The sequence below is a fragment of the Actinoplanes sp. NBRC 101535 genome (genome assembly GCF_030269225.1).
Lineage (GTDB): Bacteria > Actinomycetota > Actinomycetes > Mycobacteriales > Micromonosporaceae > Actinoplanes > Actinoplanes rectilineatus.
Genome location: NZ_BSSY01000008.1, coordinates 33,343 through 58,529 on the forward strand (window position 1 = coordinate 33,343; position 25,187 = coordinate 58,529).

The 25,187-nt window shown below is 69.8% G+C and carries 13 protein-coding genes; 9 read left to right on the forward strand and 4 right to left on the reverse strand.

Features of this window, described 5'->3' with window-relative positions; all coding sequences use genetic code 11:
- Positions 1-23 precede the first annotated feature (23 nt).
- Positions 24-1,373 carry an FAD-dependent oxidoreductase gene (locus QSK32_RS22580; protein WP_285473071.1) on the reverse strand — a complete coding sequence of 450 codons (1,350 nt, stop codon included), beginning with the start codon at positions 1,371-1,373 and terminating at the stop codon, positions 24-26.
- 206 nt (positions 1,374-1,579) lie between these two features.
- On the opposite strand from QSK32_RS22580, the gene QSK32_RS22585 reads away from it, so the two are divergent.
- The 7 genes from QSK32_RS22585 (at position 1,580) to QSK32_RS22615 (ending at position 11,656) form a co-directional block, all read left to right on the forward strand.
- Entirely contained in the window at positions 1,580-4,459 is a 2,880-nt protein-coding gene (locus QSK32_RS22585; RefSeq protein ID WP_502872546.1) for a glycoside hydrolase family 3 protein, read from the forward strand.
- 111 nt (positions 4,460-4,570) lie between these two features.
- Entirely contained in the window at positions 4,571-5,587 is a 1,017-nt protein-coding gene (locus QSK32_RS22590; protein ID WP_045746229.1) for a LacI family DNA-binding transcriptional regulator, read from the forward strand.
- A 137-nt stretch (positions 5,588-5,724) separates the two neighbouring features.
- Positions 5,725-7,032, forward strand: coding sequence for an extracellular solute-binding protein (locus QSK32_RS22595; RefSeq protein WP_045746228.1), 1,308 nt, complete (start codon positions 5,725-5,727; stop codon positions 7,030-7,032).
- A 58-nt stretch (positions 7,033-7,090) separates the two neighbouring features.
- The gene (locus QSK32_RS22600; RefSeq protein WP_285473072.1) at positions 7,091-7,975 is read left to right on the forward strand and encodes a carbohydrate ABC transporter permease; all 885 of its coding nucleotides are present in this window, start codon (positions 7,091-7,093) and stop codon (positions 7,973-7,975) included.
- Positions 7,972-8,856, forward strand: a complete 885-nt coding sequence (locus QSK32_RS22605; protein ID WP_083449460.1) for a carbohydrate ABC transporter permease — start codon at positions 7,972-7,974, stop codon at positions 8,854-8,856. Before QSK32_RS22600 ends, QSK32_RS22605 begins: the two co-directional genes overlap by 4 nt.
- 9 nt (positions 8,857-8,865) lie before the next feature.
- Entirely contained in the window at positions 8,866-11,118 is a 2,253-nt protein-coding gene (gene yicI / locus QSK32_RS22610) for an alpha-xylosidase (RefSeq protein WP_285473073.1), read from the forward strand.
- 187 nt (positions 11,119-11,305) lie between these two features.
- The gene (locus QSK32_RS22615) at positions 11,306-11,656 is read left to right on the forward strand and encodes a YybH family protein (protein ID WP_211275534.1); all 351 of its coding nucleotides are present in this window, start codon (positions 11,306-11,308) and stop codon (positions 11,654-11,656) included.
- Between the two features lie 66 nt (positions 11,657-11,722).
- Here the strand turns inward: QSK32_RS22615 and QSK32_RS22620 are convergent, their stop codons facing one another.
- Complete coding sequence (locus QSK32_RS22620) at positions 11,723-13,663, reverse strand: carbohydrate-binding domain-containing protein (RefSeq protein ID WP_285473074.1); 1,941 nt, start codon at positions 13,661-13,663, stop codon at positions 11,723-11,725.
- Positions 13,664-14,016: 353 nt separating this feature from the next.
- Between QSK32_RS22620 and QSK32_RS22625 the strand changes: the two genes are divergently transcribed.
- Complete coding sequence (locus QSK32_RS22625; protein ID WP_285473075.1) at positions 14,017-17,925, forward strand: carbohydrate-binding protein; 3,909 nt, start codon at positions 14,017-14,019, stop codon at positions 17,923-17,925.
- Between the two features lie 345 nt (positions 17,926-18,270).
- Here QSK32_RS22625 and QSK32_RS22630 read toward each other — a convergent pair whose 3' ends face one another.
- Both QSK32_RS22630 and QSK32_RS22635 read right to left on the reverse strand, forming a co-directional pair.
- On the reverse strand, positions 18,271-21,387 hold the full coding sequence (locus tag QSK32_RS22630; RefSeq protein ID WP_285473076.1) for an NACHT domain-containing protein: 3,117 nt from the start codon (positions 21,385-21,387) through the stop codon (positions 18,271-18,273).
- 31 nt (positions 21,388-21,418) lie between these two features.
- Positions 21,419-22,537 (reverse strand): FAD-dependent monooxygenase, encoded by a 1,119-nt coding sequence (locus QSK32_RS22635; protein WP_285473077.1) that lies wholly within the window; start codon positions 22,535-22,537, stop codon positions 21,419-21,421.
- Positions 22,538-22,745: 208 nt separating this feature from the next.
- Between QSK32_RS22635 and QSK32_RS22640 the strand changes: the two genes are divergently transcribed.
- A complete protein-coding gene (locus QSK32_RS22640; RefSeq protein ID WP_045746225.1) occupies positions 22,746-25,181 on the forward strand; it encodes a phosphoketolase family protein in 2,436 nt (811 codons plus the stop codon).
- The last annotated feature ends 6 nt before the right edge of the window (positions 25,182-25,187 follow it).

A 25,187-nucleotide genomic window follows, 5' to 3' on the forward strand; every position in this document is an offset into this window, starting at 1 on the left:
CTTCGACCGGTTCTCGCGTGCGGTCAGAGGGCGTCGGCGGCCTTGCGGGCGGCGATCAGCACCGGATCCCAGACCGGGGCGAACGGGGGCGCATAGCCCAGGTCGAGCGCCGTCATGTCGGTGACGGTCATCCGGTTCCACAAGGCCACCGCGAACGCGTCGATGCGTTTCGCCGCCTCGGTCTTGCCGACGATCTGGGCGCCCAGCAGGATGCCGGTGTCCTGTTCGGCGAGGATCTTGACGGTCATCGGGACGGCGCCGGGGAAGTAGCCGGCCCGGTTCGTCGACTCGACGGTGGCGGTGACGAAACGGTAGCCGGCGGCGGTCGCCTCCGTCGTGGACAGGCCGGTGCGCGCCACCTCCACGTCGCAGATCTTGGTGACGGCGGTGCCGAGGACGCCGGGGAACGTGGCGTAGCCGCCGCCGATGTTGATGCCGGCGACGCGGCCCTGCTTGTTGGCGTGGGTGCCGAGCGGGATGTGCACGTGCCTCCCGGTGATCCGGTGCAGCACCTCGGTGCAGTCACCGGCCGCCCAGACGCCGTCGGTGACCCGCTGGCGCACGTCGGGGACGAGACCGTCGTGGGTGCCGAGCGGGAGGCCCGCGGCGGCGGCGAGCGCGGTGTTCGGGCGTACGCCCAGACCGAGCACCACGACGTCGGCCGGCAGCGGGCCGTCGTCGGTGACCACCGCACGCACCCGGCCCCCGGCGGTGTCCAGGCCCTGGACCGTGATCCCGGTGCGCAGGTCGATGCCGATCTTGCGGATGGCGTCGGCGATCAGCGCGCCCATGTCCTCGTCGACGGTGCCCATCGGCTGGGCGGAGCGTTCCACCAGGGTGACGGCGAGGCCCCGCCGGTGCAGGGCCTCGGCCATCTCGACGCCGATGTAGCCGCCGCCGATCACCACCGCGGTCGTCGGCTTCGGGTCGGCATCCAGCCAGCCGCGCAGGGTGGTGCCGTCGCCGAGGGTTTGCACGCCGAAGACGCCGTCCGCCTCGGTCTCGGCCCAGCCGGGCCGGACCGGGGTCGCGCCGGCCGCGTACACCAGTTCGTCGAACCCCTCCCGGAATTCGCGGCCGGCGGCCAGGTCGCGGACGGTGACCGTGCGGGCGTCCAGGTCGATGCCGATCACGTCGTGGCCGGTGCGCACGTCGATGTCCTGCTCGCGGAAGGCCGCCGGGGTGCGGGCGACCAGGGCGTCCGGCCCGTCGACGAGGTCGCCGATCCAGTAGGGGATGCCGCACGCCGAGTAGGACGTCCAGTCGCCCCGCTCGAACGCGAGGATCTCGAGGTCGTCGCGTTTGCGGCGTTTGCGGGCCTGGGCGGCCGCGGACATTCCGGCCGCGTCGCCGCCGATCACGATCAGTCGCACGCGCCCATTCTGCCCCGTCCCGCCGGGAGAAGCGTGGAGAAGTGTTACCGCGTGATTTCCGGGAAGCTGCGACAGATGGTTGCCGCCCGCATCAGCGGCAATCTATGGTGACCCCACCGCAACCCTTTCTGGACTCATCGTGACAACCGTTCGTCGAAGCGCTTCGACGAACGGTGGACAAACGCGCCCCGAGAAAGGAAGACCCCGTGCGAATACCCGCCGTGCTTCTGCTGATCGCGCCCCTGCTCATCGGGGCGGCACCCGCCGAGCCGCCGTTCCGGGACCCGGCCCTGCCGCTGGAGACGCGGATCGAGGACCTGGTCGGCCGGCTCACCCTGGACGAGAAGATCGCGATGCTGCACCAGTACCAGCCGGCGATCCCGCGCCTCGGCATCGGCCTGTTCAAGACCGGCACCGAGGCGCTGCACGGGGTGGCCTGGTCCAACGACCACCGGACGAACACCAAGGTCGACGCCACCGCGACGGTGTTCCCGCAGGCGGTGGGCCTGGCGAGCACCTGGGACCCGGCCCTGGTCCAGCGGGTCGGCGCGGCCGTCGGCGACGAGCTGCGCGGGCTGCACGCGCAGGACCCGGTGGTCTGGGGGCTGAACGCCTGGGCGCCGGTGGTGAACCCGCTGCGCGATCCGCGGTGGGGGCGCAACGAGGAGGGGTACTCGGAGGATCCGCTGCTCACCGGGGCGATGGCCACCGCGTACGGGCACGGGTTGCAGGGCGACGACCCCGATCATCTGTTGGTCGCGCCGACGCTCAAGCACTACGCGGCGTACAACAACGAGGCCAAACGGGACGTGACCTCGTCCAACGTGCCGCAGCGCGTCCTGAACGAGTACGACCGTGCACCCTTCCGGATCGCGCTGGAGAACGACGCGGCGACCGGGGTGATGGCCTCCTACAACCTGATCAACGGGCGGCCGGCCACCGTCGACCCGGATCTCGGTGAGCTGCTGCCGACCTGGAGCGACCGGCGGCTGTTCAACGTCAGCGACGCGTGGGCGCCGACCAACCTGACCGGCTCGCAGGCGTACTTCCCGACGCAGGCCGAGGCGGACGCGGCGGTGCTCCAGGCCGGTCTGGACAGTTTCACCGTGAACGACACCGACGCCCAGCCGACGATCACCGCCGTCCGGCAGGCCCTGGACCGGGGACTGCTCACCGAGGCGGAGATCGACGAGTCGGTCGGCAACGCGCTGAGCATCCGGTTCCGGCTCGGCGAGTTCGACCCGGACGGCGGTCCGCACGCGGGCATCACCCCGGCGGTGATCGACAGTCCGGAGCACCGGGCGCTGGCCCGGGAGGCCGCAGGGGAGGCCGCCGTGCTGCTCAAGAACGACGGCCTGCTGCCTCTCAAGCCCGGCGGTACGGTCGCGGTGGTCGGTCCGCTCGCCGAGAAGGTGCACACCGACTGGTACGGGGGACGACTGCCGTACCGTGTCTCGACCCGGGATGCGATCGCCGAGCGGGCGGCCACGGTCACCACGGCCGGCGGGGCGGACCGGATCGCGCTGCGCGACGTCGCGACCGGCCGGTACGTGACCGTGGGGGAGACGGCGCTCGGCGTGACCGCGGACACCCCGGTCGCCGCCGCGCAGTTCGACAGCGAGGACTGGGGCGACGGCGTGTCCACGCTGCGCAGCGTCTCCACCGGCAAGCTGGTCTCCTACGACTGGGGGCCGTTCCGGGCTAACGCCGACGAGCCGGGCGGCTGGTTCGTCCAGCAGCAGTTCCGGATCGAGGACCAGGGCGACGGCACGGTCGTGCTGAACTACGCCGGGTACGAGACGCAGGAGTCCTGGTTCGGCGCGAACCACTACGTGACCGTGGGCGCCGACGGGAACCTCACGCTGGGTTCCGCGACCGCCGCCGGTGCGGCCCGGTTCAGCCGGGAACTGCTGGTCGACGGGGTGGCCGCGGCCGCCGCCACCGCCCGGAAGGCGTCCACCGCCGTGGTCGTGGTCGGCACGAACCCGTTCGTCGCGGGCCGCGAGGTGCACGACCGCGCCACGCTCGACCTCGGCGCCCGTCAGGAGGCGCTGATCCGGGCGGTGCGGGCGGCCAACCCGCGGACCGTGGTGGTGCTGCAGAGCAGCTACCCGCAGGCCATCACCTGGGCGCAGCGGCACGTGCCGGGCATCCTGTGGACCACGCACGCGGGGGCCGAGACCGGTCACGGTGTCGCCGATGTGCTCTACGGGGCGGTCAACCCGTCCGGACGGCTGACCCAGACCTGGTACTCCTCGGTGTCGCAGCTCCCGGCGGATCTCCTTCAGTACGACATCATCAAGAGTGGGCAGACCTATCTCTACGACACCGACAAGCCTCTCTATCCGTTCGGGCACGGGCTGTCGTACACCACGTTCCGTTACGGGACGCCGCAGGTCGGCGACGGCCGGGTGCGGGTGACCGTCACCAACACCGGGACGCGGGCCGGCGACGAGGTGGTCCAGCTCTACACACATCAGCGCACGTCACGCGACGTCACACCGGTCAAGCAGCTGCGCGGGTTCCGCAAGGTGCACCTCGCGCCGGGCCGCAGCACCACGGTCACCTTCGGTCTGGCGGCGGCCGACCTGGCCCGCTGGGACGTGACCCGGCAACGCTGGGTGGTCGAGTCGTCAGTGCACGACGTGCTGGCCGGTCCGTCGTCCGCAGACATCCGTGTCCGCGCCGCGATGACGGTGCGTGGAGAACGGATACCCGCTCGGGACCTCGCACCTCTGACGCGAGGGGAGACCTTCGACGCGTACCACGATATTGATCTGGTCGATGAGACCAAGCGTCGCGGCACCGCGGTGACCAGCACGAAGGCCGGCGGGTGGATCGCCTTCAAGGATGCCGCGCTGCGCGGCGGGACCACCTTCCGGGCTCGCGCCGCCGGTGCGGGAACCGTGGAGGTCCGGATCGGCTCGGCGCGGGGCAGGCTTCTCGGCACGCTGACGCTTGCGGACACCACGTCCGTTCATGAGTACGCCTCCGTGAGCGCCCCGATCGCCCCGGTGACCGGACGTCACGACGTCTACCTGGTGCCCTCGCCCGGCCTGCGCCTGGCCGAGTTCAGCATCACGTGACCGAACCGGCAGCGCCGCGGCGATCACGCGTGTTTGTAGGATCCGACGAAAGGAGTGGCCTTGAGCAGTAGGAGGGCCGCCGGGAACGACCGGTCGACGTGGGGAGGCACCGTGCCGACGATCAACGACGTCGCCCGGGCGGCCGGGGTGTCCGCCAGCACGGTGTCCTACGTGCTGAGCGGGCGGCGCCCGATCTCGGCCGAGACCCGCGCCCGGGTGCAGGCCGCCATCGCCGAGCTCGGTTTCCACCCACATGCCGGGGCACGTGCCCTGGCCAGCAGCAAGACCAATGTGATCGCGCTGGTCGCGCCGTTGCGGGTGGACGTCAACGTGCCGGTCATCATGCAGTTCGCGACGGCGGTGGTGACCGCGGCCCGCGCGCACAACCACGACGTGCTGCTGCTGACCAAGGACGAGGGCACCGCCGGGCTGGAACGCGTCGCGCACAGCACCATGGTCGACGCGTTGATAGTGATGGACCTGGAACGCGACGACGTGCGCATCCCGGCGCTGCGCCGGCTCAAGCAGCCGTCGGTGATGATCGGGCTGCCCGCGGATCACGCCGGGCTCGCCTGCGTGGATCTCGATTTCGGGGCGGCGGCCAAACTGGCGCTGACCCATCTGGCCGGTCTGGGGCACGAGCGGATCGGGCTGGTCGGCCCGTCGCCGGCCGTCTACCGGCGGCAGACGACCTATGCGGACCGGTTCCTCACCGGTTTCCTGGAGGCGTCGGCGGAGCTGAACCTGCGCACGCTGTCGCACCCGTGCGAGCCGGGGGCGGCCGGGGCCCGGGAGTGCCTGGCGGATCTGGACACCGATCTGCCCGGGGTGACCGCCCTGGTGGTGCACAACGAGGAGGCGCTGCGGCCGCTGCTGGACCTGTTGCAGGCCAGCGGGCGGCGGGTGCCGGAGGACATCTCGGTGGTGGCGGTGTGCCCGCGGGATGTGGCGACCGCCATGCCGGTGAAGCTCACCTCGATCGACATTCCGGCGCACGACGTCGGCACGCTGGCGGTGGAGACCGTCATGCGGCTGCTCGACGGGCGCCGGGTCGAGTACACCCGTCTTCTGGCACCTGAGCTGGTGGAGCGGGACAGCTGTCGCGAAATCTCGCCGACACACCGTTGACATGAACGGCGCTCGTTCCTTAGCGTCTGGCGCAGAGTAGTCGTCGAAGCGCTTCGACGGATTCCCCTCCATCGTCGAAGCGCTTCGACAGTCAACCCCTCACTGCTTCCTCGACCAGTCCCTCTGGGAGGACGTTCATGTTTCGATCACGACGCGGCCTCGCCGCCGGTGCCCTTCTCCTGTCGGCTTCCCTGGCCCTGACCGCCTGCGGCGGCGGCAGCGGCGAGGACGAGGGCGCCGACGCCAAGTCCCTGACCCTCTGGCACTACGAGGGCCCGAACAGCGCCATGGGCATCGCCTGGAACAAGGCGATCGAGCTCTTCAAGGCCAGCCACCCCGGCGTCGAGGTGAAGTTCGAGGAGAAGGGCTTCGAGCAGATCCAGCAGAACGCCCAGATGATCCTCAACTCCGACAGCGCGCCGGACATCCTCGAGTACAACAAGGGCAACGCGACCGCCGGCCTGCTCTCCAAGCAGGGCCTGCTCACCGACCTCACCGAGGAGGTGACCTCGCGGGGCTGGGACAAGAAGTTGAGCACCAGCCTGCAGACCACCGCGAAGTACGACGAAGACGGCGTCATGGGCAGCGGCAACTTCTACGGCGTGCCCAACTACGGCGAGTACGTGATGGTCTATTACAACAAGGCCCTCTTCGACAAGTACAAGCTCGCCGTGCCGACCACGCTCGACGAGTTCACCACGGTGATGGACACCTTCGTCCAGAACAAGGTGACCCCGCTCGCCGTCGGCGGCGCCGAGTACCCCGCCCAGCAGATCTTCTACGAGCTGGCGCTCTCCAAGGCCGACCGGGCGTTCGTCGACGACTACCAGCTCTACAAGAACAAGGTCGACTTCAAGGGCCCGCAGCTGACCTACGGCGCGCAGACCTTCGCCGACTGGGTAGCCAAGGGTTACATCCCCAAGGACTCGTCCGGCATCAAGGCCGAGGACATGGGCGTCTCCTTCACGCAGGGCAAGTTCCCGATCCTGATCTCCGGCAGCTGGTGGTACGGCCGCTTCGCCGACGAGATCAAGGACTTCGAGTGGGGGACCTTCCTCTTCCCGGGCAACACCCTGCACCCGGGCTCCAGCGGCAACCTCTGGGTCGTGCCGGAGAAGAGCAAGGCCAAGGCTCTCGCGTACGACTTCATCGACATCACCATGCAGCCCGAGGTGCAGGCGCTGCTCGGCAACAGCGGCGGTGTCCCGGTCGCGGCGGACGTCTCGCAGATCACCGACCCGAAGAACAAGGAACTGATCGAGAACTTCAACAAGATCTCGACCAGTGACGGTCTCGCGTTCTACCCGGACTGGCCCGCGCCGGGCTACTACGACGTGCTGGTCGCCGGCATGCAGGGGCTGATCAGCGGCTCGAAGACGCCGGACGCGGTGCTCGACGAGATCGCCGGACCGTACAACGAGAACCTGGCCGACCTGGGCAAGTGAGACTCGCCGCGGGTGGCGTCCCCGGACGCCGCCCGCGACGGGCGGGAAAGGATCGGCCGTGAAACGCCATGGGTACGCGCCCTACCTGATACCGGGAGTCATCGCCTCGGTCGCCGTCATCGTCGTCCCGCTGGTGATGACGGTGTACGTCAGCTTCACCAAGTGGACCGGCGTCGGCAGCCCCCGCTGGGTCGGCTTCGACAACTACACCCGGCTCTTCGCCGACTCGCTGTTCTGGGCGTCCTTCGGGCACATCGCCCTGCTGATCATCGCGATGGCGGTGATCCCCACCCTGCTCGGCCTGCTCCTGGCAGCGGTGCTCTTCGACTACATCGCCAAACACTTCGGCGACCGGTGGGCCGGGCTCTTCCGGTCCGGCTACTACGTGCCGCAGGTGCTGCCGGTCGCCGTCACCGGCATCGTCTGGGGCTGGATCCTGCACCCCGGCTACGGCGCGCTCAACCGGATCCTGGAGACGGTCGGTCTCACCGGCCTGGCCAAGGACTGGCTCGGCGACCCGGACTACGCGCTGTACAGCGTGATGGGCGTGATGATCTGGTTCCAGCTCGGCTACCCGATCGTGATGTTCATGTCCGGCCTGCAGCGCATCGACCCGTCGCTCTACGAGGCGGCGGATCTCGACGGCGCCGGCTGGTGGCAGAAGTTCCGCCGGATCACGGTCTACATGATCCGTCCGGAGTTCTACGTGGTCCTGGTGACCACCACGATCGCCTCGCTGAAGATCTTCGGGCAGGTGTTCGTGCTGACCGGCGGTGGACCGAGCAACGCGACGCTGGTGCCGTCGTACTTCGCGTACAAGAACTTCTTCGAGAAAGCCCAGGTGGGGTACGGGTCCGCGATCTCGACGGTGTTGACGGTGCTGATCGTCATCCTCGCGTTCGTGTTCCTGCGCCTGCAGAACCGGGCGGAGGACCGGGCATGACCGTCACCATCTCGCCCCCGGCGGCGCCGCCGTCACCGGTGACACCGAAAGCCGCCCGGCACCGCAACCCGGTCCGGTTCGTGGTGCTCGCCGTCCTGGCGGTCCTGCTGCTGCTGATCCTCGCGCCGCTGCTCGTGGTGGCGATCAACGCGGTCAAGAGCCCCGCCGAGTACGCGAGCAACGGCCCGCTGTCGATACCGACAAGTCTCTACTGGGACGGGATCGTCGACTTCTGGAACCGGGTGAACTTCGGCCAGAAGCTCTGGAACAGCTTCGTCACCAGCCTGGTCGTCGCCGTGCTCGGCGTGCTGCTGTCGATTCTCAACGCGTACGCGCTGGGCATCGGCCGGGTCAAGGGCCGGGTCTGGTTCCTGGTGTTCTTCCTGGTCGCCAACCTGCTCCCGCAGGAGGTGCTGGTCTACCCGCTCTACTACATCTCCAAGGAGATCGGCCTCTACGACAGCCTGATCGCGGTCGTCATCATCTTCACCGTCATCCAGAGCGCGTTCGGCACGTACCTGCTCACCTCGGTCTATGCCGAATTCCCCCGGGAACTGCTGGATGCGGCCGAGGTCGACGGCGCCGGCCGGTGGCGCACGCTCTGGCGGGTGGTGGTCCCGATCAGCATGCCGACCCTCGGGGTGCTGTTCACGTTCTTCTTCATCTGGACATGGAACGAGTTCTTCCTGCCGCTGGTCTTCCTCGTCTCGAACGACAACCAGACGGTTCCGGTGGCCCTGGGCGTCCTCCAGGGCGACCGGATGATGGACGCCACCACGACCAGCGCGTCGGCCCTGATCGGCATTCTGCCCGCCCTGCTCTTCTTCCTGATCTTCCAGCGGACCCTCACGCGCGGCATCGCTGCCGGTGCCATCAAGTAAAGGATCATCATGAAGTTCACCGACGGCTATTGGCGTAAGCGTGCTGGTCTCACGGTTCTTCATCCCGCGCATTTCCAGGATTCCGCGGCGGCCCCCGATTCCCTGACGGTGTGGGCGGCGACGCGCCCGGTCACGCACCGGGGGGACACCCTGAACTCCGGGCTGATCACGATAAAGGTGTCGTCGCCGGCCGCCGACGTGATCCGGGTCGACGTCTCCCATTTCAGCGGGACACGTCCGCTGTACCCGAACTTCTCGGTCGCGTCGTCCCCGGTGCCCGTGATCGTGGATGACCACTCGCTGACGTCCGGGTCGCTGACCGCGCGGTTCAACCCGGGGGAGAAGTGGGGGCTCGACTTCCTCGACGCCGACGGGCGCCGCCTCACCGGCAGCGGCTGGAAGGGCATGGGGATCGTCGCCTCGGCCGACGGGTCCTACGTGCACGAGCAGCTCGACCTCGGCGTCGGGCACGTCGTCACCGGCCTCGGCGAGCGCTTCGGCCCGCTGATCAAGAACGGCCAGACGGTCGACATCTGGCAGGAGGACGGCGGGACCAGCAGCGAGCAGGCGTACAAGAACGTCCCGTTCTACCTGACCAACGGCGGGTACGGCGTGCTCGTCGACCACCCCGGCAAGGTCTCCTTCGAGGTGGCCTCCGAGATGGTCACCCGCACCCAGTTCAGCGTCGCCGGGCAGGAGCTCTCCTACCTGGTCATCCACGGCCCGACCCAGGCTGACATCATCCGCAAGTACACCGCGCTGACCGGGCGCCCGGCACTCCCGCCGGCCTGGTCGTTCGGCCTGTGGCTGACCACCTCGTTCACCACCTCCTACGACGAGGAGACGGTCAACAAGTTCATCGGCGGGATGGCCGACCGGGACCTGCCGCTGAGCGTGTTCCACTTCGACACGTTCTGGATGCGCGAGTTCAACTGGTGTGACTTCGAGTGGGACTCCCGGGTGTTCCCCGACCCGCCGGGCATGCTCAAACGGCTCGCCGACCGCGGACTGCACACCTGCCTGTGGATCAACCCGTACATCGCGCAGCGCTCGCCGTTGTTCGCCGAGGCCGCGGCCGCCGGATATCTGGTGAAGCGCGCCAACGGCGACGTCTTCCAGTGGGACCTGTGGCAGGCCGGCATGGGCCTGGTCGACTTCACCAACCCCGAAGCCTGCGAATGGTACGCGAGCAAACTGCGTCCCCTGGTGGAGATGGGCGTCGACGCGTTCAAGTCGGACTTCGGCGAACGCGTACCCACCGATGTGGTGTGGCACGACGGATCCGACCCGGAACGGATGCACAACTACTACACGCAGCTCTACAACAAGGTGGTCTTCGACGTTCTGCGGGAACTGCGCGGCGAGGGTGAGGCGGTGCTGTTCGCCCGCTCGGCGACCGTCGGCGGCCAGCAGTTCCCGGTGCACTGGGGCGGCGACAACTCCAGCACCTTCGAGTCGATGGCGGAGAGCCTGCGCGGCGGGCTGTCACTGATGTCGTCCGGTTTCGGATTCTGGAGCCACGACATCGGCGGATTCGAAGGCATGCCCGATCCGGCGGTGTTCAAGCGGTGGATCGCGTTCGGCCTGCTGTCGTCGCACAGCCGGCTGCACGGGTCGTCGTCGTACCGGGTGCCGTGGCTCTTCGACGAGGAGGCCGTGGACGTCCTGCGGACCTTCACGCACCTCAAGTACCGGTTGATGCCGTACCTGTTCGGCGCCGCCCACGTGGCGCACGAGACCGGCGTGCCGGTGATGCGCCCGACGACGTTCGTGTTCCCGGACGACCCGGCGGTGACCCACCTCGACCGGCAGTACATGCTCGGCGACGACCTGCTGGTGGCGCCGGTCTTCACGGCCGGCGGCGAGGTCACGTACTACGTGCCGGCCGGGCGCTGGACCCGTTACCGGACCGGGGAGATCGTCGAAGGCCCCGGCTGGGTGACGGAGACGCACGGCTTCGACAGCGTGCCGCTGCTGGTCCGGCCGGGAGCGGTGATCCCGGTGGGCGCCCGCCGGGACCGCCCCGACTACGACTTCCGCGACGGCGTCACCCTGCGCCTCTTCGCCGACCTCGCCGACAGTACGACCGTGCGGGTGCCGGGCCTGGAGGCCGGAACGGAGAGCGTCTTCACCGTGGTGCGCGACGGCGCGGAGATCCGGGTGACGCGGGCCGGGGACGCGCTGCCGTGGCGGGTCGAGGCCGGTGACACGGTCGTCGAGATCGCCGCCGACCAGGACACCGCCACCCTGACCCTGCGATAGCGGTTCCCCTCCCGAAGCCAGGCGGCCGTCGTTTCGTTCTCGGAACGGCGGCCGTTCTGCCTCCTGAGCGGGGCGCAGGATGAGGGAGATCTTCGATTTCGGTAATGTCCACTCTGAATGGATAGTTCGGTCGGAGCGCCGTGGTTCATCGGTTCTTCGGGGATCGGACGGCTGCCAGGATGGCCGCATGACGAAGAGGGTGGCCGCCGAGCCGAACGATCTCGCACTGTTCTTCATCGAGCTGGCCAACGAGGGCGACGTCGACGGGCTGGTCGCGTTGTTCGAGCCGGACGCGGTGCTGGCGTTCCCGCCGGGCACCCTGTCGACCGGCCACGACGAGATCCGCAAGGCCATGGAGCAGTTCGTCGCACTGGGCCTCGTGCTGGTGCCGGGCGTCCAGCAGCCGGCCCTGATCAACGGCGACCTGGCGCTGACCGCGTCCCGCGTGCCGACCGGCCAGCTGACGGTCGAGATCGCCCGCCGCCAGCCGGACGGATCCTGGCTCTGGGCCGTCGACCAGCCGTCCCTTCCGCTGTAACCGGCTCCCGGCGGCAGCCGCACCCACCACCATGGGCGGGTGCGGCTGCCGTCGGCGTCTGGAGGGTCAGGCGGTCGAGGTCGAGGTCGAGGGCTGCGGGTCGTCCGTCGGGGTGGGGTCGGGGGTGACTGACGGGTCGGCCGGAGCCGACGGGGTGGGGAGGCCGGTCGGGACCGAGCCGCTCGGGCGCGGGCCGCCGGGGAAGGACCCGCTCGGCCGGGGGCCGCCGGGGAACGAACCGCTCGGGCGCGGGCCGCCCGGTCCGCCCCCGCCGGGGAAGCCTTGTCCGTCGCCGGCGACCGTGCCGGCGGTCAGCTCCACGATCGGGGTCGCACCCGTCAGGTCGCCGCCGGTGGAGAAGCCGTCGGCGAGTGCGATCGGACCGGGGGCGCCACCGGTGTAGATCATGTAGTGGCTGCCGGTCGTGATCTGCGCAGACGTGAACAGGACGCCCTTGAAGACCTTGGTGGCCACATAGGTGAGCAGCGGGACGCCGTCCTCGCCGACCAGGTGGACCACCGTGCCGGCCGGCTGGTTGGCGGCGAAGCCGTAGATCGCCCAGCCCTGACCGCTGGTGGGCGCCTGGGTGGCGATCACGTTGATGCCGGCGGCGACGGCCGTGCCGCCGGTGAACAGGAGGGGACCGTTCGCGTCGAGGGCACCCTCGCCACCGCCGATCCGGGCCGAGCCGGTGGACACGACCACACCGCCGGAGATGCTCAGCGTTCCGTTGGAGTCCAGGCCGTCCGTCCCGCCGTCGACGATCACCGTGCCGCCGCTGATCGCGATCAGCGCGTTGGGCGCGGGCTCGAAGTCGCCGACACCCTCCTCCACCGCGTTGACCGCGTCGTCGGTCGCCGAGGCGGCGCGGACGACGCCACCGCTGATCAGGACCTTGAGGCCCTCGATCCCCTCGTACGACCGGGTCACGGTGACCTCGCCGGCGCTGATCCCCACGGTGCCCTCGGCGTGCAGTCCGTCGTCGCCGCTGCCCACGGTGAGACGGCCGCCGTCGACGGTGATCGCGTCGTCGGCATGCACGCCGTCATCGGTGGTGTCGACGGTGACCGTACCCTCGCTGAGCAGTGTCGATCTTTTGCTGTGGAGGCCCTTGCCGGTGGCGGTGACCGCGACGGATCCCCCGTCGATGAGCACGTCGGAGGCGGCGGAGAGGCCGTCGTCGCCGGCGGTGGCGGTCACCGAGCCGCCGGTGACCGCGACGTACCCGGTGGTCGCCTCCTCGCCGTCCGACTTCAGGGCGTCGCCGCCGGCCGTGGTCACGGTGATCGTGCCGCCGTCGACCACCACGTAGTCCCGGCCGCGGATCCCGTCGTCGACGGCGTTCACGGTGATCGTGCCGCCCGTGACGACCAGGCCGTCGGTGCTGGTGACGCCGTCGTCCGCGTTGGCGGTGACGGTGAGCGAGCCGGTTCCGCCGATGGTCAGGGCGGCGGCGCTGAACAGGGCGGCGTTCGGTTCGTCCCGTTCGGTGGCGCCGTCGGACAGCGTGTTGGCGGTGCCCGGCGCGAGCACCACCTCGGCCCGCCCGGCCGCCGCGACGACCAGCGGCGCGGTGGTCGAGCTGCTGATCGACACTCCGGCGAGGATCAGCCGGACCGCGCCGTCGCCCGGGCTGTCCACCACCAGTTGACCGTCGGTCAGGGTTCCGCTGATGCGGTAGGTGCCGGGTGACCCGATCGTCACCACCGCGCCGTCCACGGTGACGCCCGGCCCGGCGGCCCGGGCGGTGCGCCCGGTCAGGCGGATGCGGCGCTCGGCGGGGTGCGGGCGGTTCCGGTCGTCCGGTCGTGCGCTCTCGTGGTCGGGCCGGAGGTGGGTGCGGGCCTCGGACGCCGCGGTGCCCGGGGTGTGGGCCACGGCCTGGAGCGACGGGGCCGGGGTGGTGGCCGGCGCGGCCGCCATCGCCACCGCCGAGGCGGTCACCAGGGTGACGGCGAACGCCCCGGCCGCCGCGGGCACAGCGCCCCGCGGAATGCTGGATCTCATCGACAGGTCCTCTCCGAATCCGGACGCGGTCGTCCGGAAGGTGTGGGGATATCCTGGGAGCTTAAATTGAAGTACATCGATAGGAAGCTCGACGTTTCCTCAGAGTTCACTGTGGATCGCCGTCCGGAAAGTGATCAGAAACGATCACGGCGGGACTCTGCGGGTTCGGGAGCGGGGGCCGCGGGGTCTCCGGTGCGGGAAGAGAGCGCTTCGATTCGTACACATCACAGGGATTTTGACCGTGTTCTTTGAATGTCTTTGATCGTTTCTGATTGATTGAGGCATTGACGTGTCTTATTGCGAGCGGTTTACTCCCGTAACAGGTTCGTCACCGGTGAGGAGTCGCGACGCGGATGAGCAGCGCACTGCGCGGAGGACGTGGGAAGGCGGGATGCGTCGCGATGTCGGCGGCGCTGCTGTGGGGGCTGGTGGGCGTGCCGCCCGCGGCCGCGGCCGACGCCGACGACGTCGTCGAGGTGATCGTGGACGGGACCGACGTCCACAAGGACAACGTCAACGGCCTCACCTACAAGGGGCTCGGCCTGATCAGCGCCAACAGCACCAGCAACCTGCTGATGGACTACAAGGCGGAGCACCCGCAGCGGTACTGGCAGCTCATCGACGTGCTGTTCGGCGGGACACATCCGCTGATCACCCACGTCAAGATGGAGATGGGCTCCGACACCAACAACTCCACCGGCGCGGACGCCGCGACGATGCGGACCGCCGACGAACTCGCCGACGCCTCACGGTCGCCGGGATTCCAGCTCGCCGCCGACGCCAAGACGGTCAACCCGGACCTCAAGGTCTCGATCCTGCGCTGGACCATGCCCTACTGGGTGCAGGCCGCGTGGAGCGCCGGAACCGGCCGGGACGAGATGTACCGGTGGTACAAGGAGACCATCCTCGACGCGTACGAGAAGTACGGCTACATGGTCGACTACGTCAACCCGGACACCAACGAGACCGGCAACCCGGACGTCTCGTTCATCAAGTACTACGTCGACGCGGTGGCGACCGATGACGACTTCGCCGATCCGCGGTACGGCATTCCGGCCGAGAAGCAGGCCGCGGCCGCCACGGCGTACCACGGCATCAAGATCGTCGCGTCCGACGAGAACCAGACCAAGAACATCGGGCCGGCGCTGCTGAACGACCCGGAACTGTTCTCGATGGTCGACGCGGTCGGCTACCACTACAACACCGACGACCGCTACGACGGGGCCGCCGACAGCAACACCTACGAGCCGTACACCAAACTCGCCACCCGGCGTGACAAGGAGGTCTGGTACAGCGAGGGGGTCGGCTCCTTCGGCTTCACCGACTACCGGGTCAACAACAACGAGGGGCCGGACGGCGCGAGCACCGGCATCGGCGGCCTGCAGAGCGCCCTCGACCTGGCCAACCGCAGCGTCAAGGGCTACTACCGGTCCAAGCGGACCCACTACATCTTCCAGCCCGCGATCGGCTCCTTCTACGAGGGCGCGCAGTACAGCCACAAGGAACTGCTCAGCGCCCGCGACCCGTGGTCGGGTGCCATCCACTACGACGCGGCGATCTACGTCATGCGCCACTTCACCAGCTTCGCCACGGTCGGCTGGGAGAACGACGACAACACCGCGGGCATCTGGCGCACCGTGCCGGAAGCCAGCTGGAGCGGGGTCACCGGCACCGAGAACATCGACGGATCCAACGGCGCGGCCAGCTACATGACCCTGGCCGACCCGGACCGGCGGGACTTCTCCACGATCGCGGTCAACGACAGCGACCGCACCAAGACGTACCGCATCAAGGCCCAGGAGATGGACCTCGGCGCGGACCCCACGATGGAGGTCTGGGAGACCCGGGCCGCCGGATACCTGCGGCCGGTGGCCGAGCTGCAGCCCGGCGACGACGGCTTCTACACCTTCGCGGTGCAGCCGCGGTCGATCGTCACCTTCACCACCCTGGACCGCAGCGCCGACCCGGAGACCAGCCGGCGGCTGCCCGAGACGGGGGAGCGCACCGTCCTGGACGACGGCGACGTTCTCTACGCCGACGACTTCGGATACGCCGACGAGGGCCCGGTCGAGGTGGGCGTCGGCAACGGCGCCGAGCGGCAGACCCAGCCGTACCTGGCGTCGCGGGGTCACGAGCCGCGGTACCTCGTCGACCAGACCGGCGCCTGGCAGGTCGGCGCGGACGGCACGCTCTATCAATACCTCGACCAGTCGATGAAGGACACCGCGGCGTGGAACCGCACCACCCCGAACACCCTGGTCGGTGACTTCCGCTGGCAGAACTACCGGGCGAGCGCCGACGTGTCGTTCCCCGACCCGGCGGGCGGCTCGGCCGGTCTCGGCGTCCGCCAGCAGAGCGGGATGACCGCGGACAGCGCCGCCTACCGCATCCGCATCGACCGCTCCGGGACCTGGACCTTCTTCAAGCGCGGCACGACCATCGCCACCGGCACCCGGCCCGCCGCCGGTGCGTACCGGCTGGCGGTCGAGGCGAAGGGCGCGACGGTCACCGCGTTCGTCGACGGCACCGCGGTCCACAGCTGGACCGACCCGGCACCGGAACTGGCCGGGCGGGTCAACCTGTCCAGCGACTTCTACCGCACCGGCTTCGACAACCTCAAGATCGAAAAGATCGACGGCTTCTCGGCGTACGCGTCGACACTCGTCGACGACATGGACAGCGCTCTCGCCTACACCGGCACGTGGAGTCACCGGGCCTCGGCCGGTGACGCGATGGACTGGCACCGGACCACCAGCACCAGCGCTGTGGCCGGCTCCACCGTGACGACCGAATTCCAGGGCACCGGACTGGACCTGATCGGCGGCAACACCGGCGGCGCCACCCTGGACGTCACCGTCGACGGGACGCCACTGGCCCTCGGCGCGACCACCCGGGCCAGTGGTAAACGGCAGGCCACGTACACGCTGCGCGGCCTCGCCGCCGGCCCGCACCGGGCCACGTTCACGCTGCGTACCGGCACCCTGGTGCTCGACGCGGTCACCGCGATCTCCGGTGAGGTGACCGGCGCCGTCGACACCGCGCCGATCCGCAACGCCCTGGCCGCCGTCGGAACCCCCGCCGAAGCCGACTGGTCGGCGCGGACCTGGGCGGTCTTCGCCGCGACCCGGGCACAGGCGGTGGCGGCGCTCTCCGGGCAGCCCGGCCTGGACACGATCGGCGTCAACGAGATCGCGGCCCGGCTCATCGCGGCGTACGACGGTCTGCGGCCCTCAAACGTCACCGACACGGTGCGCGACCTGGGACTCGCCGGTGCGGTGCAGAACACCGGCGACCTGCCGGCGAGCGTCACCATCGACGGGCGGGAACGGGCGGTCACCTGGACGCCTGCCAGCCGCACCACCGCCCGGCCGCTGTGGACGACGGTCACCGTGGAGGGCTGGACGAACGAGGCGTACGCGGACGGCCGCAAGCAGGCGATCACCGCCCGTTATGAGGTGGTGCCGGCGTCGCTGGTCTACTACATCGACGCCGGGGTGCCCGCCGGGCAGACCTCGCCGCAGTTCGCCGCCGTGCGCGGCATCGTCAACCAGGTGCCGGACCAGATCTCCACCTCCGCCACCACCTGGGGCTACGTCGACGACGGCATCACCGTCAAATCCGGCACCGACGTCACCGACAAGTTCTCCACCGGCACCTGGGCGGGCAGCAACAAGACCATCCGCTACCGGCTGCCGCTGGACGCCGGTACCTATGTGCTGACCGCCGGCTTCGCCGAATGGTGGAGCCAGACCCGGGCCATGTCGCAGACCGTCACCGTCGACGGCACCACGGTGACCGGCACCCCGGTCGCGCTCAGCTCGTCCACCACCCGGGCCACCGGCACCGTCACGTTCACCGTGCCCACCCCGACAGTCGTGACCTACACGGTGGCGAAGACCGGCTCCGCCGACCCGGTGATCAGCTGGCTCGCGGTGGCCCGCACCGGCGACCCCGTCAGCGCCTGGGCGGCAGACGCCGTCTACGTCGCCGGCGACCGGGTCCGGCACTCCTCCCGGGTCTTCGCGGCCCAGTGGTGGACCCGCGGCGAGACACCCGGCGCCTCGGTGACCGGGCCCTGGGCCGAGGTGGGCGCGCCGGTCGTCTGCGGGACCGCAGGCTACACCGCCTGGACGCCGTCGTGGATCTACACCGGTGACGAGGTGGTGGTGCACTCGGGCCGGCGGTGGCAGGCCCGGTGGTGGACGCGGGCCCAGCAGCCGGGCGACCCGTACGGCCCGTGGCAGAACCTCGGCGCCTGCTAGACACCTAATGAGTCAGTCAGGGTCTGCCTCTGTGGTGATTTCGGGCGCTCAGCGCGCCCGTATTCACCACACCGCCAGGGGTGTGGTGATTTGGGGCGTGCAGCGCGCCCGTATTCACCACACCGCCAGGGGTGTGGTGATTTGGGGCGTCGAGCGCGCCCGTATTCACCACACCGCCAGGGGTGTGGTGATTTGGGGCGTCGAGCGCGCCCGTATTCACCACACCGCCACGGGTGTGGTGAATTGGGGCGTCCAGCGCGCCCGAAATCACCACGCGGACGGGCTTCGCACCCTAGCCACGAAACGTGTCTGGACGCTGCGGGGTGATGGAGGAGCTGCCCTCCATCACCCCGGTTCGCGGCCGGTCAGCTCGGCGATCCGGTCCAGCAGCCAGGCCGGGGCGGTCGGCTCGGCGGCGATTTCGGCTATCGGGAGGCGTTCCAGAAGGCCGTGCTGGAGGGCGTCATCCTCCGAGTTCCGGCCCAGAAATCGCATCATCACCCCGAGGAAGGCGTGGAGCAGCCGGAAATCGAAGGACAACCGGGCGCCGAGCAGCGTATCCAGGACACTGAGGGCGAGGTCGGCCGTCGCCTCCGGGTCCGTCTGCAGCCGGTCGAGAATGTGGACGCTGTAACTCCGTTGGTCCGCGCCGGTCCACTGGAGGTCGCGGGTGACGACGTCGGTGGCGGCGAGGTAGATCTCCGGCGACGGGTTGGTCCACAACCGCATCAGAAGGTGGGCTGCCGATACGGACCCCACGAAGCTGGTCACGGCGAATCCCAGGTTCGTGTACAGCGGTTCGACGGTGTGCTGGGTCACGTCGGTGGCGGAACTGACGGCGAAGGTGGCCGTTTGGCGCAGGGAGGCGGGACTCAGATTGTTCCGCCGTGACACGAGATCGGCGCGATCGGCCCGGTCGGGACTGATGTCGAGCGTCCAGAAGACGTCGACCGGTTTGATCCGGGTCGATCGATGAGGCAGGGCGGCGAGCCGTAGGTCGCGCCGTCCGCCGGACCAGATCCGGTCCAACTCGATCGTCTCGGTCAGACTGATCCAGCCGCTCGGGTGGGAGAGCTGGGAGTGCCACAGGAGAGTGTCGCTGTGCCAGGCGTCGTAGATGTCGCGGTCGGGCCCGTAGAGATCGGAGGCTGCCAGCTCTCCGGTGAGGAAGACGCACAACAGGAGAAGGTTGGCGCTGTAGGCGGCGTATCGGGCGGGCTCGCTCGCGGGGCTGGGCCGGTAGGCGGCGAATCGGTGGGCGGGTGGTGTGTAGGGGACCGCTCGAAACAGACGGATCAGGATATTGCGTAAATTATCGCGGCCATCTGCCGGAGCCAGGGCGGCGAGGAAGGTCATGATCGGCGTGCGGGCGCTCAACGGCTGGAACGACAGCAGGGCGCGGAGCAGGTCGTCGTCGGCCTCGGCCGCGCCGAACGACATCGTCGAGGCGGACTCGCGGGCGGCCATGTCGGCCAGTACCTGGCAGGTCAGGCGGGCGACCAGGTATTCGCCGAAGGTGGCGTGCAGGAACTCGTAGGTCTCCATCCGGGTGTCGTCGTGTGCGGCCCGGGCGCGGTGGATGAAGAAGAACCGGCCGAGTTGGCGTTCGGCGTCCCGCAGCGCCGGGCGCAGGCCGCTGGCCGGGGCGGCACCCGGGTGGCCGAGGAGTGCGGTGAGGTCGTCGTCCAGGCCGGCCTCGGTGACCCATTGCGCGCCCCGGTTGAACATGGCGAACGCCACCACGGACAGGCGCCGCAGCTCGTTCTCGACGGCGTCCCGGAACTCGCGGCCGGGCAGGCCCGGACGGTGCTTGGCGACCTCGCGTTCGGCGAAGTCGTGGAGCAGCCGTTCGTACAGTTGGTGGGTGTGAAGGCCCTGCTGGAGAGTGCCGCCGCCGCCCGCGTAGAGCGCGAGCATCAGCAGGAGCAGCGGTTGTTCGGCGAGGTCCGGGTGGGCCAGCACGGTCGCCGCGGGGACCGGCGGCGTGCCGGGGTTGGCCGCGTTCCAGATGTCCAGCCAGGCCCGCACCTGGCCGTCGTCGAAGGGTTCCAGGCGTAGTGCGACGGTCTCCTCCGGGGTACGCGCCCGGTCGGCGACCGCCGTGCGGCTGGTGACGATCACCGCCGTCGGCCGGCCCTGCTCGGCCTCGCGGCGCTGGAAGGCGGCCACCTTGACCAGGTAGTCGGTCTGGCTGACGCCGGTCGCCTGCAGGAGTTCGTCGAAGCCGTCCAGCAGGATCACCGGCAGGGTGTCGGGTGCCGAGCGGATCAGGGCCGGCCAGTCGACGCGTTCGCCGGTGGCCTTGCGGACCGCGTGTTCGAGACGGTCCTGGAAGTCCTCGGCGGCGGTGACGTCGCGCAGCACCACCCGGACCGGCAGGAAGTCGGCGGCCGGCAGCCGGGCGGCCAGCACCCGGGTCAGCACCGACTTGCCCGAACCGGGCTGGCCCAGGACGAGCAGCGGCGCCCGGACGGCCTGCGGGGACGTCAGGTGCCCGATCAGGAACTCCCGCAGGTCGTCGCGGACCGGGAGCGCGGACCACCAGGACTCCTCGCTGATCCGGGCGGCGGGCGAGACCCCGGCCGCCCGGAAGCGGGGCGGGAGGTAGGCCTCGCACAGGGCGGGCACCACGATCCCCTCCGGGGCGTCCCCGGACTCGACGACCGGCCGTTTCAGCTCGGCCTGGTAGGCCCGGGCCAGGCTTTCGCGGCGTTCGTCCGGCGCCCGGCCGGTGGAGATCGCCTGGAGTGCCTCCTCCAGTTCGGCCAGGGCCGCCCGGGTGGCCCGGTGTTCCCGCTGCCCGGCCCAGCACGCGACCTCGGGGAAGTCGGCCGCCAACCGCCGGAACGACTCGTCGTAGCGCCGGCAGGCGTGCTCGGGGACGCGGTCGAAGGCTTCGGAGAGTCGCCGCCTCCCGGTGTCGTCGAGGCTGTCCACGACGGAGAGCCCGTCGACGAACTTCTGCAGGACTCCGCGGAGGATCGTGTAGTGGACGAGCAGCCGGCCCCGGAACGCCTCGGGCGCCTCCTGCGGTTGTGGCTGGGGCTGGCCGCTGGTCTGCAGGATCAACACCATCGACCTGCCGGGTTCCAGGGTGCGCCGGCCGGTGAGACCGGCCTGCTCCTCGGCGGTCAGCGCCAGTTCGTCGAGGGTCAGTGGCAGCCGCACGTCGTTCAGGGCCTCGAAGAACGACGTGATCACCAGGACCGTGTGGGCGGCCTCCAGGCGTTCGGTGCGGGAGTGGCGGGACAGGCCGCTGCGGCGTTCGGAGAGGGATCGGACCAGGTCGTGGCTCAGCCGGACCAGTTCGCCCTTGGCGTCGAACCAGCCCAGTACCTCGGAGACCACCGGCGCGGTGCCGAGCATCAGGGCACCGGCGACCCTCTCGATGGCGGTGACGGTCCTGCTGTCCTGGCCGCCCAGGAGACGGACGGCATCCGCGTAACTCAGTGACCGGGGCATAACCTCCATCATGGAGGTCGATGCAAGCGGGTCAGGCGGGGTGGGAGACGGCCTGGAAGACGCGGGCGTGCAGGCCCGGTACGTCGCCGCGCACCCCCTCCAGCAGCCAGTGGCACATCTGCATCGAGACGTCGACGACGGTCTTCACCCGTTCGTAGCGGCGCTCGGTGAACGCCGTCCACAGGTCGTCGTCCACGGTGTGACGGGTGGTCAGCAGTTCGGCCAGGACGGCGGCGTCCTCCAGGGACTGGGCGGCGCCCTGGGCGACCGTCGGCGGGCAGACGTGGGTGGCGTCGCCGATCAGGACGACGCGGCCGCGGTTCCACGGTGGGGGCAGCAGGTGGACCTGGAAGCGGGTGAAGTTCACCGGGGACGACGCGACGATGTCGTCCCACGGGCCGTGGTAGGGCTCGGCCAGGGACCGCACCAGCTCCAGCGCCTCGGCCGGGGGCAGGTCGCCGCGGTTCTGCGGGCGTTCGACCAGGAAACCGTAGAGGGAGTCGTCGCCGGTGGGGCAGAAGCCGGCGATGAAGAGCGGACCGCCGAAGATCAGTTCGGTGCGGGTGACCGAGGGCGGGCGGGGCGCGACGAAACGCCAGATGTCCATGCCGACGTCGGTGGTGGGCAGGTCGATGCCGACCGCGGACCGGGTCGTCGAGTGCAGGCCGTCGGCGCCGACCACCAGGTCGTAGACGCCGGAGGTGCCGTCGGCGAAGTGGGCGGTGACCGCGGTGGCGTCCTGGTCGAGGCCGGTCAGGGCGGTGCCGTACCGGATGCGGGCACCGGCTGCCGCCGCCCGCTCGACCAGGATGCGGGCCAGCACCGGGCGGTACGTGCCGAAGGTGGCCGGCAGGTCGGGCCCGCCGGTGCGGTTGTCGGTGACCTCGCCGAGCAGGGCCGCCTGCGGGCCGGGTGCGCGGATGCCGAGGCCGTCGAAGGCGTACCCCCGAGGTCGGAGATCCTCCCAGACGCCCAGGGTGCGCAGGACGCGCAGCGCGTTGCCCTGCAGGGTTATCCCGGAGCCCACGGCGCCGACCGTGGGGCGGGAGTCGATCAGATCGACGGTGACGCCGGCCGAGGCCAGCAGGATCGCGGTGGCACAGCCGGCCGCACCGGCACCGACCACCAGAACCGATTCGACGGCGGGCACGCGGCCGATCATATCGACAAGTGTCCCTGATCGGGAGGCCCGGAACGGCATACGGGACCCGGCGGTGGGTAACGTCCCGGGCGGGTGGGCCGAAAGACCCGGGACCGATGTCTTTGGCCCCCTGCGGCCGTGCTTCCGCAAGCCTAGATTCGACCTTGAAAGAACGCGAAGAGCACGTCAGGACGCGAACACGCTTCTCCCGAGAGGAATGACCGTGACCGCCGTTTCGGAAAACCGGGCCGCCACGCTCGACCAGGACGCACTCGTGCGGAAGCTCGCCGCTCCCGACGAGTCCGAGGTCGCCGGCCTCGACGCCTGGTGGCGGGCGAACAACTATCTCACCGTCGGCCAGATCTATCTGCAGGGCAACCCCCTGCTGCGGGAGCCGCTGACCTCCGAGCACATCAAGCCGCGTCTGCTCGGCCACTGGGGCACCAGCCCGGGCCTGAGCTTCGTGTACGCCCACGTCTCCCGCCTGATCAAGACCACCGGCCAGCAGGCGATCTACCTGGCCGGTCCCGGTCACGGCGGTCCCGCGCTGGTGGCCGCCGGATACCTCGAGGGCACCTACTCGGAGGTCTACCCGAAGGTCAGCCTGGACGAGGACGGCCTGCTCACGCTCTTCCGCCAGTTCTCCAGCCCGGGCGGCATCCCCAGCCACGTCTCGGTGACCACCCCGGGCAGCATCCACGAGGGCGGCGAACTCGGGTACGTCCTGGTGCACGCGTTCGGCGCGGTGATGGACAACCCGGACCTGCTGGCCATCGCGGTGGTCGGCGACGGCGAGGCGGAGACCGGCCCCCTCGAGGGTTCCTGGAAGGGCGTCTCCTTCATCAACCCGGAGCACGACGGCGCGGTGTTGCCGATCCTGCACCTCAACGGCGCGAAGATCGCCGGACCGACGGTGCTGGCCCGCAAGGACCCGGCCGAGGTGCGCAAGCTGCTCGAGGGCCACGGCTACGACGTCATCGAGATCGAGGGCTCCGACCTGCCCGGCATGCACCACCGGTTCGCGCAGGTGCTCGCCGAGGCGTGGGGCAAGATCCGGGCGATCCAGACGGCCGCCCGCAACGGCACCTGGGACGGGCAGCGCCCGCACTGGCCACTGATCATCATGCGTACGCCGAAGGGCTGGACCGGCCCGGAGAAGATCGACGGGATCACGGTGACCGGCACGTGGCGCTCGCACCAGGTGCCGCTCTCCGGTGTCAAGGGCAACGACGAGCACCTGCGCGATCTGGAGACCTGGCTGCGGTCGTACCGTCCGGAGGAGCTCTTCGACGCGACCGGCTCACCGACCGACGTGGTGCGCTCGATCAACCCGGACGGCGACCTGCGGATGAGCGCCACCCCGCACGCCAACGGTGGACTGCTCACCCGGGATCTCGACATGCCCGACTTCCGGGATTACGCGATCGACGTGCAGCGGCCGGCCCAGGGGCGTGCCGAGTCGACGCGCAAGCTCGGCGAGATGATGCGCGACATCTACCAGCGTAACGACGACCGGTTCCGGCTGTTCTGCCCGGACGAGACCAACAGCAACCGGCTCGGCGCGGTCTTCGACGTCTCCGACCGCGGCTTCATGGAGTCGGTCACCGGCGACGACGTCAAGATCAGCCGCCACGGCCGGGTGATGGAGGTGCTGTCCGAGCACAACTGCCACGGCTGGCTGGAGGGGTACAACCTCACCGGGCGGCACGGCATGTTCGCCACCTACGAGGCGTTCGCGATGGTCAGCGCGTCGCAGACGATCCAGCACGGCAAGTGGCTGCAGGAGGCGAGCCACCTGCCGTGGCGGGCCAAGGTGCCGAGCCTGAACATCCTGCTCACCTCGACGGCCTGGCGCAACGACCACAACGGCTTCTCGCACCAGGGCCCCGGCCTGATCCAGAACGTGCTGACCCAGCGCGGCGACGTGGCCCGGGTGTACCTGCCGCCGGACGCGAACACCCTGCTCTCGGTCGCCGACCACTGCTTCCGGTCGCGGTCGTACATCAACCTGATCGTCATCGACAAGCAGCCGCAGCTGCAGTGGCTGACGATGGACCAGGCGATCGAGCACTGCACCAAGGGCGCCGGGATCTGGGAATGGGCCGGCACCGACGACGGCTCCAGCGACCCGGACATCGTGCTGGCCTGCGCCGGTGACGTGGTGACCATGGAGACGGTGGCGGCGGCGCAGATCCTCAAGGAGAAGCTGCCGCAGCTCAAGGTCCGGGTGGTCAACGTGGTCGACCTGATGACCCTGCCCCGGCCGAAGGACCACCCGCACGGCATGAGCGAGACCATGTTCCGGGAGCTGTTCACCGACCACGTGGACGTCGTCTTCTCCTTCCACGGCTACCCGGGCGCCATCCACCAGCTGGTGCACGGCCGGCCGGACGCCGACCGGTTCCGGGTGCGCGGGTTCATCGAGCAGGGCACCACGACGACCCCGTTCGACATGACGGTCCGCAACCGGGCGTCGCGTTACCACCTGGTGATGGACGCGATCAACAACGCGGGTCGGCTGCCGAGCGGCGCGTCGGACGTCAAGGCGTGGTGCGAGAAGCAGCTCGAGCGTCACGAGCGGTACGTCGTCGAGCACCTCGAGGACATGCCGGAGGTCCGCGACTGGTCCCTGGGGGACTGGGCGGAGAACTGATCATCA